This is a genomic window from Vibrio hepatarius (assembly GCF_043642085.1).
GTDB lineage: Bacteria > Pseudomonadota > Gammaproteobacteria > Enterobacterales > Vibrionaceae > Vibrio > Vibrio hepatarius_C.
The window spans coordinates 12,727-29,226 of sequence record NZ_JBHZSA010000020.1 but is presented as its reverse complement, the minus strand read 5'-3'; the positions used below and the strand labels follow the sequence as shown (position 1 = coordinate 29,226).

Below are 16,500 nucleotides of genomic sequence, written 5' to 3'. Positions count from 1 at the left end.
GGAGCGACACACGAGGTTCGAACTCGTGACCTCAACCTTGGCAAGGTTGCGCTCTACCAACTGAGCTAGTGTCGCATCAACAACGTTTCCGTCATTCAGGGCTGCGAATTATAAGAGCATTTTTTTGTGATGCAAGTCCTTCATCGAAAAAATCATCTTTTTTTTTCTTATCGGATAAAAAGCACACACTTATCAATCAAAAAGCTTGAAAAATATACTAAATATCAATTAGGCCTTGCGAGGAAACACCAAAGTGCGAGATTCAGCGGTGTTTTGAAGGCTACTCATCGCGAATATTTCCCGTTTCTTATATAACTGTTCAGTATAAATTTTGAACCCCTGAAGCTACTTAAGGATAAGAGACACATATGCAATTCAGCGCGAGATTGTTTCAGCTCATCTGTACGGTATTACTTGCGGCATTAGTTGCAGGCTGTGGATCAATGCCTAAGCCAATGAGAAACCTAGGGAAAAGCGACGTAGACTTTGTCATGGATGTGCACGCCAAACAGCTTAAAGTTCAAATGGTCGAGTTAACGCGTAAGCTCTACGTCAGAAACCCTGTTCAATTAAGTAAGAATCCGTCAGCCACCATCGACAGTCGTATTGAGCAAATATTTGGCCCAGAAGAGAGTATTACCCTGCCCCCTTTGGTGTTCGATGAGTTGGGTGGCGTCACTGGGATTGACGCGATATTACTGAGTTTTGATGAGAGCTTTGAGGGCGATCGCGTGTTTGCTGCGACCGTTGGGTTATCGGAGATGCTAAGGCGCTCTTACAACCACCAGCAAGAATTTTTTATTATCGACTCTTTGGATGAGCAATCTCTGTATAACAGCGCGAGAAACATCGAGGTATTTGTTTGGCGACTCTACCACCGTAAAGATGAATACGGGAATCCATTAATTTATACCAATGCGACAACAGACACTGGCGGTGACATCAGTTTCGATCGGTTATTTACTAAGATGGTGATGATTCAGGATATGATAGCACTGATTGTTGCGGATAAAACCAACCGCGGAATAACCAAGGTCGCACATGGTGTGGCACAATTTGTCTTTTTACCTGTCCCATAAAACAGCATAAAAAAACCAGCATCGAGTGCTGGTTTTCATGATTAGATTGAGATAATCGTTTTACGGTAATATTGCAGCTCTGCAATCGACTCACGAATATCATCCAAGGCTAAATGGCTACCTTGCTTAGTAAAGCCATCCAGTACTTCTGGCTTCCAACGGCGTGTTAGCTCTTTCAACGTGCTCACATCGATATAACGGTAGTGGAAATATTCTTCCAGCTCCGCCATGTGCTTGTACAAGAAACGACGATCTTGGCCGACGCTGTTACCACAAATTGGTGACTTACCTTTAGGTACCCATTTCTCTAGAAACTCGATAGTTTGACGAACCGCTTCTTGTTCATCAATTTTGCTCTCTTGTACACGCTTGACCAAGCCACTACCAGTATGAGTCGTGGTACACCACTCATCCATTTTTTGTAGCTCTTCTTCTGGCTGATGAATGGCAAGTACTGGACCTTCAGCTAAAATATTCAATTCACTATCCGTGACAATGGTAGCAATTTCGATCACTTTGTGAGTTTCAGGGTCAAGTCCCGTCATCTCCAAATCAATCCAAATTAAATTTTGATCACTAAAGGACATAAATCGTTGCCTATTGGTTTTATGATAAAAGAGGTACTATACCCAAATTCCGATCCCCAAGATAGCGTGAGCTACTCACCTTCCTGCGGGTATCACTCGATAAATTAATGAACTGAAGTAGAGAAACGTGGCTAAAAAGAAAAAGCTAACCAAAGGTCAGGTGAGACGAGTTCGTCACAACCAGAAACGAAAACTTAAGCAAGAAGATTCCGTTCAATGGGATGAGTCCATGCTAGGTAGCAGTAAAACCGGCCTGGTTATCACCCGCTTTGGACAGCACGCTGATATCGAAGATAGCGAAACTGGTGAAGTCCAGCGCTGTAACCTTCGTCGTGGCATTGAGACTCTCGTTTCTGGCGATAAAGTAATTTGGCGTCCAGGACTTGAATCAATGGAAGGCATCAGTGGCGTTGTTGAAGCGGTAGAGCCTCGCACTTCAATTCTTACTCGTCCTGACTACTATGACGGTTTAAAACCAGTCGCGGCGAACGTTGATCAAATGATCATTGTCTCTTCAGTGCTGCCAGAATTGTCGCTCAATATTATTGATCGCTACTTGGTTGCCTCTGAAACCCTCAATATCGCACCGCTGCTGGTATTAAACAAAATTGATCTACTCGAACCAGAGCAATTGACGCAGTACCGCGAGTGGCTAAAAGAGTACGAGCGTATTGGTTATAAAGTGTTATTCGTCAGTAAGCAGACTGGTGAAGGCATTGCTGAGCTTGAGGCTGAGCTTAAAGACCGCATCAATATTTTCGTTGGTCAATCAGGGGTGGGTAAATCGAGCTTAGTTAACGCGCTGATGCCGCAGTTCAATGTTGAAGAAGGCGAGGTCTCTGAAAACTCAGGGCTTGGTCAGCATACCACAACGGCTTCACGTCTTTATCATATCCCAACAGGTGGCGATCTGATTGATTCCCCTGGAGTGCGCGAGTTTGGTTTGTGGCACTTGGAAGCAGAAGAAGTGACCAAAGCGTTTGTCGAGTTTCGACCTTTCCTTGGCAGCTGTAAGTTCCGTGATTGTAAGCACAATGACGACCCAGGCTGTGTACTACGCCAAGCGGTTGAAGACGGTGAGATCAACGAGATCCGCTTCGCGAACTATCACCGTATTCTAGAGAGCATGGCGGAAGTGAAAGCCAATCGCCAATACTCGCGCAGCAAAAAAGCAGATTTGTAGCCGCAAATTTGCAAGCAAACTTTAGGGTCTGTTGACCTTTTGAGCTGATTTTTGCAGCGGTTTGTGGGTTCTTTATGCAAGGCAGAGGCTTTGAATTGTAGTAGCTCTACCTGATAAGCCGATAACGCAGCAGAAAGGAGCCACAAACGCTGCCCGAAGGGTTCGGCTAAAAGCGTTTTACTCTTTGTTGAGAGGTGTTTTGCTTAGAATGGCTAGGCGACAAACCTCTCGCCGCGACTAAAACGCTTTTATCTCGAACAAAATTTAACCGCAAAAGGTCAACAGGCCCTAGTAACTACTGACTTTTGGGCGCAATTTGAGTAACATCTCGCGCCCAGAATATAGTCAATCATGAAAATAGCATTGGAATTGAACACCATGGATAAGATTAAAGTTGGACTGCAATATTGGATCCCACAGCATGGACTAACTCGCTTAGTGGGTAAGCTAGCTTCTGCAAAAGCTGGCGGTCTAACAACAGCAATCATTCGCTGGTTCATCAAGCAATACAACGTCAATATGGATGAAGCGCTGCATTCAGATCCTAAACATTTCAAGACGTTTAACGAGTTCTTTGTACGTGAGCTAAAAGAAGGCGCACGTCCAATTACTGAAGAAGAAAGCGTGATCACTCACCCAGCTGACGCTTGTGTAAGCCAATTTGGTCCAATTACCGACGGCAAGCTTATCCAAGCTAAAGGCCATGACTTCACAGCTCAAGAGCTACTTGGCGGTGATGCAGCACTTGCTGAAGAGTTCGCTGACGGTGAATTCGCTACACTGTACTTGTCACCACGTGATTACCACCGCGTTCACATGCCATGCGACGGTACACTGCGTCAGATGATTTATGTACCGGGCGATCTATTCTCAGTAAACCCACTGACGGCTGAAAACGTGCCTAACCTTTTTGCACGTAACGAACGTGTGGTGTGTATTTTTGATACCGAATTTGGCCCTATGGCACAAGTTCTTGTAGGTGCAACCATTGTCGGTAGTATTGAACAAGTATGGGCAGGCACGGTAACACCACCACGCGGTAACACGGTTTACAAGTGGGACTACCCTGCGGAAGGTGATAAAGCCGTGATCCTGAAAAAAGGCGAAGAGATGGGCCGCTTCAAGCTTGGCTCTACAGTAATCAACCTATTCGCTAAAGATGCAGTATCCTTTGATGAGACAATGCAAAACGGTCAATCAACTGTGATGGGCACGCCGTACGCACATACAGCACAAGCACAAGCACAAGCACAAGCGGAATCCGAACCAGCTTAAATTCTAAGCCTTCTGTATAAGCCTCGATTCGTCGGGGCTTTTTTTGACCCAAAACAAACTCACTGCAACAATTTTAACTGTTTATTAAAACTCCAAACTCGGTCTAAGACACTCATTTTATTGTAAATTAAGCTATAGCCTCAAATGTTGAAATTGAGGTTGATATGCCAAAGATAGATCTTGGGGTAATAATTAAGCTACTGATTAGCTTCGGCTTGCCAATTGGTGTGCTGTTTATGCCAATTGATTGGATCCCAATCGATGATCTGACACTCATTCAGCATCGATTATTGGCCATCTTTCTCCTCGCCGCTCTTCTTTGGGTATTAGAACCTGTACCAGTCTTTGCCACCTCAATTTTGATCATCGCCCTAGAGCTGGTCATGCTCTCAGATAAAGGGCTACACCTATTTCGCACTCCACCCGCTGGCCATGACCTTGGCGAGCTGATGAAATACACCGATATTTTTAGTGCCTTCTCTTCACCCATTATCATCCTGTTTATGGGCGGTTTTGCCCTCGCCATTTCAGCTTCCAAATATGAGTTGGACAATAACCTCGCGCGAGTATTGCTCAAACCATTTGGCCATCAGCCTAGATTCATCATGCTTGGCTTAATGCTGATCACCGCTGTGTTCTCAATGTTTATGTCGAATACCGCCACAACGGTGATGATGCTGGCGCTACTAGGTCCAATTGTCGCCTCAGCACCAAAGGGCGATCTCGGCATCAAAGCGCTAGTGCTGTGTATTCCTATTGCGGCCAACACCGGGGGCATCGCGACACCAATTGGTACACCTCCCAACGCCATCGCGCTGCAATATTTAACCGGTGAGAATAGTATCGACTTTCTCAGCTGGATGATGATGGGTCTGCCTTTTGTCATCGTTCAGCTCACTATCGCTTGGTTCTTGCTACAAAAGCTCTTTCCATCCGCACAGAAAGAGATGAAGCTGAAACTGGATGGTAAGTTTCAAAGAAATTGGCGTGCCATCGTCGTCTATGCGACCTTTGCCTCAACCATCTTGCTATGGATGACGACCAAACTGCACGGAATGAATACCTATGTCGTATCCATCATCCCACTAGCGGTCTTTACGCTAACCGGAATTATGGGCAAAGCAGAGCTCAAACTGATTAACTGGGACGTTCTATGGCTGGTTGCCGGCGGTATCGCAATTGGTATTGGTTTGGATAAGACCGGACTCGCTTCAGCGCTTGCTCATGCGATCGATTATGAATCCCTCTCTCCGCTTGCGGTGATATTCACCCTGTCGATCGTCTGCTGGTTAATGGCCAACTTTATGTCGAACACAGCCACCGCCAACTTACTGATGCCAATAGCCGCCGCAATTGGTGCCTCGATGGAAAGCCTTGCGACGGTTGGTGGACTACAAGGTTTACTGGTGGTCGTCGCCTTCTCAGCATCGCTCGGTATGATCTTACCGGTATCAACTCCACCTAACTCACTGGCCTACTCTACCGGCTTAATCGAAAGTAAGGACATGGCAAAAACCGGAGTTATCATTGGCGTGATTGGCTTACTGATTGTTTACACCGCCACCTTGATTCTCACCTAAGTAAAACAATGATATTGACCTCTAGCGTGCTGAGCTGGAGGTCACAGATTCTTACATGCATGAAGGGGTTTTCTTAAAAGCAGCATATAGATCAACTATCTACATTCGCTCTGTCTATAAAATCACCTCGATATCACCATCAAAGCCCTTTTTACATTCCCGTAAAGTCGCGGTGATAGACCCTACTCTTCTCGTCCTATTGTCTGAAAAATAAGGAAAGGCAATGAGAAATACAATCAAACTAAAAATGCAAATTGCCATTGCAGTGGTCATTGCTGTCGTCAGCGGCGTGCAAGCATGGATCTCAGTCAATCAGCTGCAACAAGAAACGACTTCAGCACTGAATAGTGAAATGGCCAATATCAGCCACTCCACATCACGCTATATCAGTGATTGGCTGGCGATTCGTAGCGATATGATGCTAGCCAATGAAAAAACCATCATTGAGTCAGACAACTCCGACCGGGAAATGCTACTTACCAAACGAGCGGGTGACTTCTTATCTGTTTACGCAGGGTTTGAAGATGGCTCAATTGCCTATGGCGATAAAAGCGAAGATTGGCCTGCTGACTATGATCCGCGTACCCGCCCTTGGTATCAAGATGCGATGAACGCATCTGGATTGATCATTACTGAGCCTTATCAAGACTTCGATGGCAGCATCGTGGTCAGTTTCGCCAAAGCCTTTTCTGGTAATAAGAACGGGGTTCTCGCCGCTGACCTTACCGTCACCAATATCATTGATGAAGTTCTAAATATCACTTTAGATAACGACGGTTTTACCTTCCTGGTTGACGGCAATAACAACATTGTCGCTTATCAAGATGAATCGCTAAGCCAGCAGCCAATAACTCAGTTAAACCCTCAGCTCTCTGCGGCTAAAGTAAAAGAACTTGTCAGCAACTCATCAATTTCAACAATCAGTTGGCCACAGCAAGGAGACAAACTGATTTACGTAGCCAATATCCCATCAACAGATTGGTCGTTGGGCATTGTGGTGGATAAAGAACTGGCGTTCGCTTCAGTGAGTGAGCAGATTCAATTTACTGCTATCGCTTCATTAGTGCTGTACCTGATCATTGCAACATTCAGCACCTACACCATTACTAAGCTGCTAAAACCGCTGCAAGACTTATCATCTTCACTTTCTCAGCTAGCAAAAGGGGAAGGAGATTTAACTCAGCGAATTGAGATAAAACGCCGTGATGAAATTGGTGAGGTGGCGGAACACGTTAATCAGTTCCTCAGCCAAATGCAGCGCATGCTGGCCGATATTATCAATCATAGCGAACAGCTAGTGCAGCAAGCCAGCCAAGCAAACGTCCTCTCGATGCAGTCAGCGCAGCAAGTGGAAGTTCAGCAAAATGACGTCAACCAAATTGCCACCGCAATCCATGAAATGTCGGCAACGGCTGCAGAGGTCGCAAGCCACGCTGAAATGACAGCCGATGCTTCTCAGACTTCGTCTAATGCTTGCCAAGATGGGCAAAAAGTCATTCAGAAAAACCGTGAATCGATTGTGGAGTTGGCGGAACAGGTCACAGCGGCCTCTGGCGTTATCTCTGAACTTGAACACAACACCCAAAGCATCAATCAGATCCTATCTACCATTCAAGAAATTGCTGAACAAACCAACTTGTTGGCACTTAACGCCGCGATTGAAGCCGCGCGTGCAGGAGAACAAGGGCGCGGATTTGCAGTAGTCGCTGATGAAGTGCGCGTGCTCAGTCAACGTACTCATGGTTCAACCGAAGAAATTCGTCATATGATCGAAACGCTGCAAAACAATACCAAGCTTGCGGTGAATAGCATGAAAACAAGTACCTCATTAGCCGATACCAGTGTCGACTACGCCGAGCAAGCAGCCCAGAGTCTGACTGACATTACCGATGCGATCGATAAGATCAACGATATGGCCCTGCAAATCGCCAGTGCCGCTGAAGAGCAACGTGCCGTCAGTGAAGATATCAGCCGTAATACCCAAGGAATCAAGGACGCTTCCGACGTACTCGCAGGGCAAGCACAGCAAAGTAGCGACAGCGCAGACAACATGCGTGAGTCAGCAGAGACCATGCGTATGGAGGTGACTCGCTTCAAGGTATAGCTTTGTTTTAAGCAAGATTTAATGCATATTGTCAGCCTGGATTATTCCGCACTCACAAGGATAACGTGTCGATGGGTTATGAATGGCTGGCACTTGCTGCCGCATTTCTTTGGGCGGTAGCAAGCATACTTTCCGTCGTACCTGCCCAACATTTAGGAACCTTTGCCTATAGCCGTTGGCGTATGGGCTGCACCTCGCTCATTTTAGGTTCTATGGCTATCTACACTGGCGGTTGGAGCAGTGTTGAAACTAGCGCTATTTCAGCCATGATGCTATCCGGTGTCATCGGTATTTTTATTGGTGATACCGCCCTATTTGCTTGCCTCAATCGTATGGGGCCAAGGCAAGCAGGTTTACTCTTCTCATGTCACGCCGTTTTCTCAGCTGTACTTGGCTACTTTCTGTTTAGCGAAACCATGACCTCTATGGAGTTACTGGGGTCGCTACTGGTCTTCTCTGGCGTATTAACTGCAATCTTCTTTGGCCGCCGCGGGCAAACTAACAATCAGCTTGAGTCGATTAAAGGTAAGGTTTGGGTCGGAATCTGTTTAGGCTTACTCGCCGCACTTTGCCAAGCGTTAGGCGGCATCATCGCTAAACCGATTATGCAGACCAATATCGATCCTATTGCTGCGTCAGCTATGCGGATGATGACCGCCTTCGCAGCGCACTGTTTGTTTTTCTTCACTGGAGCGAAACTGGCGCGAGCGACTCAGCCTATGAACATTAAGATCTTTTCTATTACCGCTCTCAATGGCTTTTTGGCCATGGCGGTTGGCATGACATTGATTCTGTATGCGCTGCAAGAAGGCAATGTCGGCATGGTCGCTCTACTTTCTTCGACAACACCGATCATGCTGTTGCCTATACTATGGATTTATTCTGGGAAACGACCTAACCGCTTTGCTTGGATTGGCGCGATTGTCGCCGTTATCGGGACCAGTATTTTGCTCAACTAAGCTATCGCAGTAATTGGTATTTCCCGCTTTTCTTCTCTGTCTAATGGGCGAGAATAGAGCAATAAATGAAGCCCATATAGACAGTTGGATATTGCACTCACTGTTTGTAAGGTGAAAGATAACAACAATATTTCACAAACAATATTTGATCTTAACCTACAGTTTTGGTTAAAAAGTGTAGTAAAATTACGCTAATTTTGTTTCCAAAGTTACTTTGAAATTTGACGAGGTCATCACTATGTCAGCTAAGAAGCCTATGGCTCTAGTTATTCTTGACGGTTACGGTCACCGTGAAGATACAGCAAGCAACGCTATCGCGAATGCGAAAACTCCATTCCTAGACAGCCTGTTTGCCAATAAACCAAACACTCTAATCTCTGCTTCAGGCATGGATGTTGGCCTACCAGACGGTCAAATGGGTAACTCAGAAGTTGGTCACACCAACATCGGCGCTGGCCGTGTTGTATACCAAGACCTTACTCGTATCACTAAATCTATCGCAGACGGTGAGTTCACTGAAACACCAGCGCTAGTAGAAGCTATCGACTCTGCAGTAAAAGCAGACAAAGCCGTACACATCATGGGTCTTATGTCTCCAGGTGGCGTACACTCTCACGAAGACCACATCTATGCAGCCGTTGAAATGGCAGCAGCTCGTGGCGCAGAGAAGATCTACCTACACTGCTTCCTAGACGGCCGTGACACGCCACCACGTAGCGCAGAGAACTCTCTACAACGCTTCCAAGACCTATTCGCGACACTAGGTAAAGGCCGTGTGGCTTCTCTAGTAGGCCGTTACTACGCAATGGACCGTGATAACAACTGGGATCGCGTTCAAGTTGCTTATGATCTTCTAACTCAAGCTAAAGCTGAATTCACTTTCGATACAGCAGTAGCAGGTCTTGAAGCAGCATACGCTCGTGACGAGAACGATGAGTTCGTTAAAGCGACCGCAATCAAAGCAGAAGGTCAAGAAGATGCAATCATGCAAGATGGCGATGCTGTTATCTTCATGAACTACCGTGCTGACCGTGCTCGTCAAATCACGCGTACTTTCGTACCTGCATTTGATGGCTTCGAACGCGCGGCATTCCCTGCAATCAACTTCGTGATGCTAACGCAATACGCAGCTGACATCCCACTTGCAATCGGCTTCCCACCAGCATCGCTAGAGAACACATACGGTGAGTGGTTATCTAAGCAAGGTCAAACTCAGCTACGTATCTCTGAAACTGAGAAATACGCGCACGTAACTTTCTTCTTCAACGGTGGTGTTGAGAACGAATTCGAAGGCGAAGAGCGTCAGCTTGTTGCTTCTCCAAAAGTAGCAACTTACGACCTACAGCCAGAGATGAGCTCTGAAGAACTAACTGAAAAAATGGTTGCTGCGATCAAGTCTGGTAAGTACGACACCATCATCTGTAACTACCCTAACCCAGATATGGTTGGTCACACTGGCGTTTACGAAGCAGCTGAGCAAGCTATCGAAGCAATCGACGGTTGTGTCGCTAAAATTGTTGCAGCAATCGAAGAAGTAGGCGGTCAAATGCTGATCACTGCTGACCACGGTAACGCTGAGATGATGGTAGACCCAGAAACAGGTGGCACTCACACTGCTCACACTAACCTACCAGTACCTCTAATCTACGTTGGTGACAAAGAAGTTGAGTTCAAAGAAGGCGGTAAACTGTCTGACCTAGCACCAACTATGCTGTCTCTAACTGGTCTTGAGATCCCAGCTGAAATGACGGGTGACGTACTAGTTAAGTAATTAGCTTAAACACTCATAGTTAAAAGCCCGAGCACTTCCTTGCTTGGGCTTTTTTGTTTTCTCATCACCACCAGCAACTTTTGACATTCTCCTTTCTTCCAATCAAAAGGTTTGGGTATACTGGCTATCTCTCAAATAGTTAGGACAAATTTGAACAATGGCAATCACCCCATTAAGGACACTTCTCTCTCGCAAGTCTTGGTTTGCGCTCGGGTTGATACTTTCTGCCAACTCACTTTCCCCTAGCTATGCGGCAAGCAATGCTGAACTCAAAGGTGTCAGCGGTGAAATCTCACGTCAAAAGCAATCACTGTCCAGTCAGCAACAAAAGCTCGACACTTTACAGAAGTCGCTAAAAAACCAAGAAACGACCATCAACCGTCTTGAAAGAGAAATCAAAGAGACCAAAGCTTCGCTGGCAACCACCAATGCCAATATCGCCAACTTGGACAAAAAAGTTGACCAGTTACTGGATCAAAAAAAGCAGCAAAGCGACAAGCTAGCAGAGCTGATTCAGACCTACTATGTGACCCAGCGAGCTAAAAGCTCATCGAACATTCTCAACCAAGGCGTTGAAGAAGACCGTATTAGTCAGTACTTTCAGCACCTTGCTAAAGCGAGAGCCGAGACCATCAGTGAACTTGAGGCAACCGTCAGAGAACTAGACGACAGCCAAGAGCAGCTCAAATTAGAAAAAGAACAGCTTACTAGCTTATTGAGCCAACAAACTCAAAAACGCGATCAGTTAGCTAAGACGCAGTCTCAACGCAAAGGGACGGTGTCTAAAATTCGTAACAGCATCTCAAACGACAAAGTCTACCTATCTGAACTGCAGCGCAACGAGACCCGCTTAAAGGCAGAAATTGCCAAGGCCGCGAAACGTAATGCGGTGCCGATGGACGGAATTAGTCGCCAGAAAGGTAAGCTTCCTTGGCCAGTGAAAGGACGGGTACTGCATAACTACGGTTCTCGCCAAACAGGCCAAATCAATTGGAAAGGTGTCGTTATCGATGCGAATTATGGCCAATCAGTCAAAGCGGTCTATTCTGGAACCGTTGTATTTGCCGACTACCTACGTGGCTATGGCTTAGTGGTCTTACTTGACCATGGTAAAGGCGATATGACTCTGTACGGTTTCAACCAGAGCCTATTGAAGAAGGAAGGCGATAAGGTGGCAAAAGGTGAGACCATCGCTCTTGCCGGAGACACTGGTGGACAATCACAAGCATCGCTCTACTTTGAGATTCGCCGCAACAGTAAAACGCAAAACCCGAAAAGCTGGTTAACGCGATAATCAGCTGAGCAGATACAAATAAGGCGTCTTTTCCTCGTGAAAAGACGCCTTAATTTTTATGCCTCGATACTGTAGTGTTTTTCTACCGCATCAATGAAAGCAGTTAGCTGCTCTTTCGGCAGGGCGTTAATTCCAGCCGCAGCGGCTCTACCTCCGCCCGATGGGAACTGTGAACAGATATCTCCTGCCCCCTGCTTATTATTCAGTGGCGAACGTAGAGAAACAGTATAAGTACCATCACTGTTTTCGGTTAATACCGCGTGAGCAGAGTCTGGTGACTGATTGGCAAGTAGATTGCCGTAGACACCACTTATACGACGTGATGAAGCTTCATTAGGCAGCTCGAATAGCCCCAAGGTTGCGCTTTGGTATTGAGGTTCTATTGCGAGCGCTTTGTCCATATCTTGCTGATAGGCCAATTGAAGAGTATGGAAAGGCGAGCCTTGATCAGCAATAACAGCAAAAGGATCATCGTAGGCCAAAAGCTCTTTAAACAGTACCGCTGGGTCAAAATGAAGGTCTTCAAGTCTTGAGCCGTAGCCATTGTAGTTGATCAAGGTACCAAGCTCTTTTAGCTGTGCTTGCTGCTCTTCACTTAGCCCCGCTTTAGTTGCTAACTGATCCGCTTTGGCAATCAAGTTATCACCGTATGCCGCGGTAATCGCCCAAGAGTGATAACGCCCAGCAAGCAACGCGTCAACAATTAAAGCAGTACAGGTATTCGCATCCAAATCGATATGAGCGGTTAAGTTCTCATGCTGGGGAATATCACCAGATTTATGATGATCGGCGTAAAAAACCTGAGCCCCTGCACTCAATATCGTTTCAAGGCCCGCTTTGTTCTTCTCCATCGAGATATCAAGTGCCGTGACCGAATCCTCAGCACTGACAGACAGCTTCTCTAGTAGCTGAATATCGCGTTTGACGCCAGTGACCAGTGTGGACGACTTTGGTTGTGCAAGCCTAAGTTGAAGCAGTGCGATAATGCCATCCGCGTCACCATTAAAAACATCGTAGTGCATAAAAGAAAACCCATTAAAATATCTCTCGATACTCTAATGGGTTCTGCATGCTTTAACAATTTCAGTTAGTTATAACTAGGATCCACACCGTTTAGGCGTGAATGGCTTTGACCCCATCTTCCAATAACTGCAGTTGTTCTAAACCTTGCGCGGTTGCTTTGGGTTTCACTACTGAAATCATCTGTAGCATGCCTTGATGAATCACTTGCTCAGTAATCTGAGTTCGTGGCGACATGGCAGCTTGATAGCCTAACCAGCTTGAGGCGATAAGGTGTAGAGTCGTCACTAATGACTTCATTTCACTGTCTTCTACCGAGACTAACTCTAGGTCGACAAACGCACGCATAATGTTGATTAGGTTTGCTTGAAGCTTCTCTTGAACTTGAATGTACTCTTCGTGCAGTTGCTCGTCACGCTGTAAGATCTCAGGCAGATTGGCGTAGAAGAAACGATATTTCCACATCAGGGTAAAGATAGAGTCTAGGTAATGCTTTAACAACACCAGACTTTCTTGCTGGCCTTGAATGGGCGTAAAACGCTCTAGTAACTCGTTTGAATAGAGCGCAAAGATCTCACGTACTATCTCTTGCTTATTACGGAAATGGTAGTAGAGGTTACCAGGGCTGATATCGATATGAGCCGCAATATGATTGGTTGTGATATTGCGCTCACCGTGCTCATTGAATAACTCTAGTGCTGCAAGCACGATTTTATCGCGTGTTTTCATTCTTTCCCGAACCCTATTCCATTAATCTAAACAGTATAACTGAGTATATTAACCAATAACAAAAAAGCGCCTGATTAGACCAGACGCTTTCATGTGTTTCTTAGTTATTTGTGGTACGGCTTAGATAACTCGTGTACCGCATCAACAAATACGCCCGCATTTTCCGGCGGCACATCCAAGTGGATACCGTGGCCAAGGTTGAATACATGGCCTGTACCTGCATCACCAAAGCCTTCAAGGATAGTCGCTACTTCTTCACGAATACGCTCAGGAGAAGCGTAAAGCATTGATGGGTCCATATTACCTTGCAGTGCCACTTTATCGCCCACGCGCTTCACAGCGTCTTGAATGTTGATTGTCCAGTCAAGACCAACGGCGTCACAGCCTGTCGCAGCGATCTGCTCTAACCACATACCGCCATTCTTAGTAAATAGTGTTACTGGAACACGACGACCATCGTTTTCACGGATTAGACCATCCACGATTTTGTGCATGTACTGCAGTGAGAACAGGTTGTAGTCACGCGGAGTAAGCACGCCACCCCAAGTATCAAATACCATTACAGATTGAGCACCCGCTTTAATCTGTGCGTTTAGGTATTCGATCACGCTGTCTGCTAGTTTATCAAGCAGCAGGTGTAGAGTTTGTGGCTCTGCGTACATCATCTTTTTGATCTTAGTGAATGCTTTCGAGCTGCCACCTTCAACCATGTAGGTCGCTAGAGTCCATGGACTACCAGAGAAACCGATCAGTGGTACATCACCATTCAGGTCTTTGCGGATCTGACGAACTGCATTCATCACGTACTGAAGCTCACCTTCAGGATCTGGCAGACCAATTTTTTCTACGTCTGCCTTACATGTGATTGGTTTATCAAACACAGGGCCTTCACCCGCCGAAAAACGTAGTTCTAGACCCATTGCATCAGGGATGGTCAGAATGTCTGAGAATAGGATAGCGGCATCAAGAGGAAAACGGCGTAGTGGTTGAAGGGTTACTTCTGATGCAAGTTCTGCATTCTTACACAAAGACATGAAATCACCCGCTTCTGCGCGTGTCGCTTTGTATTCTGGAAGGTATCGACCTGCCTGACGCATCATCCATACTGGAGTGTAATCTACTGGCTCTTTTAGCAAGGCACGAAGATAGCGGTCATTCTTTAATTCAGTCATTCCGTTTTTCCGATTATTAGGCTTGTTTCTGTTGCGGCTATTCTAACACTGTTTGGCTCTCAAAAGCTGTGTGCTTTGCAACCTAGATCAAGTTATTAACTTTTAAATCAATGCTTAATTTGCACCCACCCAGTAACAGTGTTAAAAATTTGTTTGCTAGCGAAAACTACAATTATAAACCGAGCACTCAGTGCTTGGCATCTCATAACGACATCTTACTTACCCCCTCCTTCTGGAGGGTTTTTTTTGCTTATTTTTCAGCAAGATAATTAAAATTCACCACAAGTATGCTCGATAAGTTCCCGCGCAATTGTTCCCTTAGGCGCCACATCGGGTAATGCGTTAAAGTCAAACCAACGTGCATCGCTTAGCTCGCTATAATCCGGTTTGAGTTGTCCCGAATGGTATTCCGCAACAAACCCCATCATCAAGCTGGAGGGAAACGCCCATGGCTGACTGGCGAAATATTCGATATTTTTCACGTTTATCCCGGTCTCTTCTTTGACTTCACGAGCAACGCATTGCTCCAATGTCTCACCCACTTCGACAAAACCCGCAATCACGGTATACATACCGTTACGATGTCTGGGATGTTGAGCCAATAATATTTGCCCCTGCTTGCGCACTGCAACAATGATACACGGAAAGATGCGTGGATAATGCAGCGTGCGGCAATCACCGCACTGCATCGCAAGTTGATTGTGATTGAGATGGTTTCGGCCGCCACACAGTGGGCAAAAACGCATGCTCTGAGTCATGTGACTGTATTGCACCGCTTTGCTAAGCAAAAGGAATAACTCTTTAGGAAAATGAAGGCATTCTCGCAGAGAAATCAGCTCAATGTCTTGCTCTACATCAGCCGCATTAAGCCACAATACTGGCGCGTTATTGTAGCGACCAATTTCTATTGCAGAGCTTGTTGGCAGAGATAAGTCCTGTGCGTTAGCGAAAGGAATCGCATTATCAACCAACCAAACGTCACTTCCTGATACAACGCACCAATAACAATTTTGCGTACGGTTTGTGTCACTTTTATTTAACATTCCACCCCCTCTTCACTTGCAGTTCGTCTATTTTACTGGCAATCTAAATTCATACCAGAGTTTGTAGTCCATCAATTTTGAGACTATAAATTCTAGTAAGGACAAGAGCTTGTATCTCTGCACACGCTTTAAGCTCAAAGCTTAATGGTCACCCAAGAAGTGACCCGATCATGAGGATATGGTCATGCTAAATAGATTCAAACAGACACAAGAACAATGGGGTGGCTCCAGTGAAGTCATCGATCACTGGCTTGAAACCCGTCAGTCACTTATCGTTGAATATTGTAAGCTAGGCTCCCTACAACCCGTCAATGGTCATGCGAACGTTGTCGAACTTCCTTCCCCAAAAGAGATCAGCTCATTCTGCGATCATGTTGTGGACTACATCTCCGAAGGTCACTTCAAGATCTACGATATGGTGATGGAAAAGTGGCAAGCAACCGGCTTTAAAACCAACGATGATATCGATGCCACTTATGCCAAGATCGTTCTAACCACCGAACCTCTGCTTGAGTTTAATGACAAATACGTCAAGGTGAGCGCAGACGATGAGCTACCGAGTTTCGAAATGGACATGTCAAAAGTGGGTGAGCTACTCGAAGTGCGTTTTGAGGTAGAAGATAACCTCATTCAGCTTATTGCCGACAGTTTAGCCATTCCGCCAGGCGCATAAGCGAGAAGCGAGAAGCGAGAAGCGAGAAGCG

General features: G+C 45.9%; 14 protein-coding genes and 1 tRNA gene. 9 read left to right on the top strand and 6 right to left on the bottom strand.

Annotated features, from left to right (window positions below; all coding sequences use genetic code 11):
- Positions 1 to 2 precede the first annotated feature (2 nt).
- Positions 3 to 75 (bottom strand) — tRNA-Gly (locus ACHUFZ_RS20330).
- 293 nt (positions 76 to 368) lie between these two features.
- Between ACHUFZ_RS20330 and ACHUFZ_RS20325 the strand changes: the two genes are divergently transcribed.
- The gene (locus tag ACHUFZ_RS20325) at positions 369 to 1,079 is read left to right on the top strand and encodes a hypothetical protein (RefSeq protein WP_394128581.1); all 711 of its coding nucleotides are present in this window, start codon (positions 369 to 371) and stop codon (positions 1,077 to 1,079) included.
- Between the two features lie 41 nt (positions 1,080 to 1,120).
- Here the strand turns inward: ACHUFZ_RS20325 and orn are convergent, their stop codons facing one another.
- Positions 1,121 to 1,666, bottom strand: a complete 546-nt coding sequence (gene orn / locus ACHUFZ_RS20320) for an oligoribonuclease (RefSeq protein ID WP_394128580.1) — start codon at positions 1,664 to 1,666, stop codon at positions 1,121 to 1,123.
- A gap of 127 nt (positions 1,667 to 1,793) precedes the next feature.
- On the opposite strand from orn, the gene rsgA reads away from it, so the two are divergent.
- The 7 genes from rsgA to ACHUFZ_RS20285 all read left to right on the top strand — a co-directional run bounded on the left by rsgA (position 1,794) and on the right by ACHUFZ_RS20285 (position 11,832).
- On the top strand, positions 1,794 to 2,849 hold the full coding sequence (gene rsgA, locus ACHUFZ_RS20315) for a small ribosomal subunit biogenesis GTPase RsgA (RefSeq protein ID WP_394128579.1): 1,056 nt from the start codon (positions 1,794 to 1,796) through the stop codon (positions 2,847 to 2,849).
- A gap of 378 nt (positions 2,850 to 3,227) precedes the next feature.
- Positions 3,228 to 4,124 carry an archaetidylserine decarboxylase gene (gene asd, locus ACHUFZ_RS20310; RefSeq protein WP_394128578.1) on the top strand — a complete coding sequence of 299 codons (897 nt, stop codon included), beginning with the start codon at positions 3,228 to 3,230 and terminating at the stop codon, positions 4,122 to 4,124.
- Positions 4,125 to 4,288: 164 nt separating this feature from the next.
- Positions 4,289 to 5,704 (top strand): SLC13 family permease, encoded by a 1,416-nt coding sequence (locus ACHUFZ_RS20305; protein WP_394128577.1) that lies wholly within the window; start codon positions 4,289 to 4,291, stop codon positions 5,702 to 5,704.
- A 223-nt stretch (positions 5,705 to 5,927) separates the two neighbouring features.
- Positions 5,928 to 7,808, top strand: coding sequence for a methyl-accepting chemotaxis protein (locus tag ACHUFZ_RS20300; RefSeq protein ID WP_394128576.1), 1,881 nt, complete (start codon positions 5,928 to 5,930; stop codon positions 7,806 to 7,808).
- Between the two features lie 71 nt (positions 7,809 to 7,879).
- On the top strand, positions 7,880 to 8,767 hold the full coding sequence (locus ACHUFZ_RS20295; protein WP_394128575.1) for a DMT family transporter: 888 nt from the start codon (positions 7,880 to 7,882) through the stop codon (positions 8,765 to 8,767).
- 238 nt (positions 8,768 to 9,005) lie between these two features.
- Positions 9,006 to 10,538 (top strand): 2,3-bisphosphoglycerate-independent phosphoglycerate mutase, encoded by a 1,533-nt coding sequence (gene gpmM / locus ACHUFZ_RS20290; RefSeq protein ID WP_394128574.1) that lies wholly within the window; start codon positions 9,006 to 9,008, stop codon positions 10,536 to 10,538.
- Positions 10,539 to 10,695: 157 nt separating this feature from the next.
- Positions 10,696 to 11,832 (top strand): murein hydrolase activator EnvC family protein, encoded by a 1,137-nt coding sequence (locus tag ACHUFZ_RS20285; RefSeq protein ID WP_394128573.1) that lies wholly within the window; start codon positions 10,696 to 10,698, stop codon positions 11,830 to 11,832.
- A 56-nt stretch (positions 11,833 to 11,888) separates the two neighbouring features.
- Here ACHUFZ_RS20285 and ACHUFZ_RS20280 read toward each other — a convergent pair whose 3' ends face one another.
- The 4 genes from ACHUFZ_RS20280 to nudC form a co-directional block, all read right to left on the bottom strand.
- Positions 11,889 to 12,854, bottom strand: a complete 966-nt coding sequence (locus ACHUFZ_RS20280; RefSeq protein ID WP_394128572.1) for a DHHA1 domain-containing protein — start codon at positions 12,852 to 12,854, stop codon at positions 11,889 to 11,891.
- A gap of 91 nt (positions 12,855 to 12,945) precedes the next feature.
- The gene (locus tag ACHUFZ_RS20275) at positions 12,946 to 13,581 is read right to left on the bottom strand and encodes a TetR/AcrR family transcriptional regulator (RefSeq protein WP_134837064.1); all 636 of its coding nucleotides are present in this window, start codon (positions 13,579 to 13,581) and stop codon (positions 12,946 to 12,948) included.
- A 104-nt stretch (positions 13,582 to 13,685) separates the two neighbouring features.
- A complete protein-coding gene (hemE, locus tag ACHUFZ_RS20270; RefSeq protein ID WP_394128571.1) occupies positions 13,686 to 14,753 on the bottom strand; it encodes a uroporphyrinogen decarboxylase in 1,068 nt (355 codons plus the stop codon).
- 269 nt (positions 14,754 to 15,022) lie between these two features.
- Positions 15,023 to 15,796: an NAD(+) diphosphatase gene (nudC, locus tag ACHUFZ_RS20265; protein WP_394128570.1), complete on the bottom strand. Its 774-nt coding sequence runs from the start codon at positions 15,794 to 15,796 to the stop codon at positions 15,023 to 15,025.
- A gap of 178 nt (positions 15,797 to 15,974) precedes the next feature.
- On the opposite strand from nudC, the gene rsd reads away from it, so the two are divergent.
- Positions 15,975 to 16,469 carry a sigma D regulator gene (gene rsd / locus ACHUFZ_RS20260; RefSeq protein ID WP_394128569.1) on the top strand — a complete coding sequence of 165 codons (495 nt, stop codon included), beginning with the start codon at positions 15,975 to 15,977 and terminating at the stop codon, positions 16,467 to 16,469.
- The last annotated feature ends 31 nt before the right edge of the window (positions 16,470 to 16,500 follow it).

Bases quoted from the DNA above. Each gene is read 5' to 3' on its own strand.
- ACHUFZ_RS20325 (WP_394128581.1), top strand. From the start codon at position 369: ATGCAATTCAGCGCGAGATTGTTTCAGCTCATCTGTACGGTATTACTT.
- orn (WP_394128580.1), bottom strand. From the start codon at position 1,666: ATGTCCTTTAGTGATCAAAATTTAATTTGGATTGATTTGGAGATGACG.
- asd (WP_394128578.1), top strand. From the start codon at position 3,228: ATGGATAAGATTAAAGTTGGACTGCAATATTGGATCCCACAGCATGGA.
- ACHUFZ_RS20305 (WP_394128577.1), top strand. From the start codon at position 4,289: ATGCCAAAGATAGATCTTGGGGTAATAATTAAGCTACTGATTAGCTTC.
- ACHUFZ_RS20300 (WP_394128576.1), top strand. From the start codon at position 5,928: ATGAGAAATACAATCAAACTAAAAATGCAAATTGCCATTGCAGTGGTC.
- ACHUFZ_RS20295 (WP_394128575.1), top strand. From the start codon at position 7,880: ATGGGTTATGAATGGCTGGCACTTGCTGCCGCATTTCTTTGGGCGGTA.
- gpmM (WP_394128574.1), top strand. From the start codon at position 9,006: ATGTCAGCTAAGAAGCCTATGGCTCTAGTTATTCTTGACGGTTACGGT.
- ACHUFZ_RS20285 (WP_394128573.1), top strand. From the start codon at position 10,696: ATGGCAATCACCCCATTAAGGACACTTCTCTCTCGCAAGTCTTGGTTT.
- ACHUFZ_RS20280 (WP_394128572.1), bottom strand. From the start codon at position 12,854: ATGCACTACGATGTTTTTAATGGTGACGCGGATGGCATTATCGCACTG.
- ACHUFZ_RS20275 (WP_134837064.1), bottom strand. From the start codon at position 13,581: ATGAAAACACGCGATAAAATCGTGCTTGCAGCACTAGAGTTATTCAAT.
- hemE (WP_394128571.1), bottom strand. From the start codon at position 14,753: ATGACTGAATTAAAGAATGACCGCTATCTTCGTGCCTTGCTAAAAGAG.
- nudC (WP_394128570.1), bottom strand. From the start codon at position 15,796: ATGTTAAATAAAAGTGACACAAACCGTACGCAAAATTGTTATTGGTGC.
- rsd (WP_394128569.1), top strand. From the start codon at position 15,975: ATGGTCATGCTAAATAGATTCAAACAGACACAAGAACAATGGGGTGGC.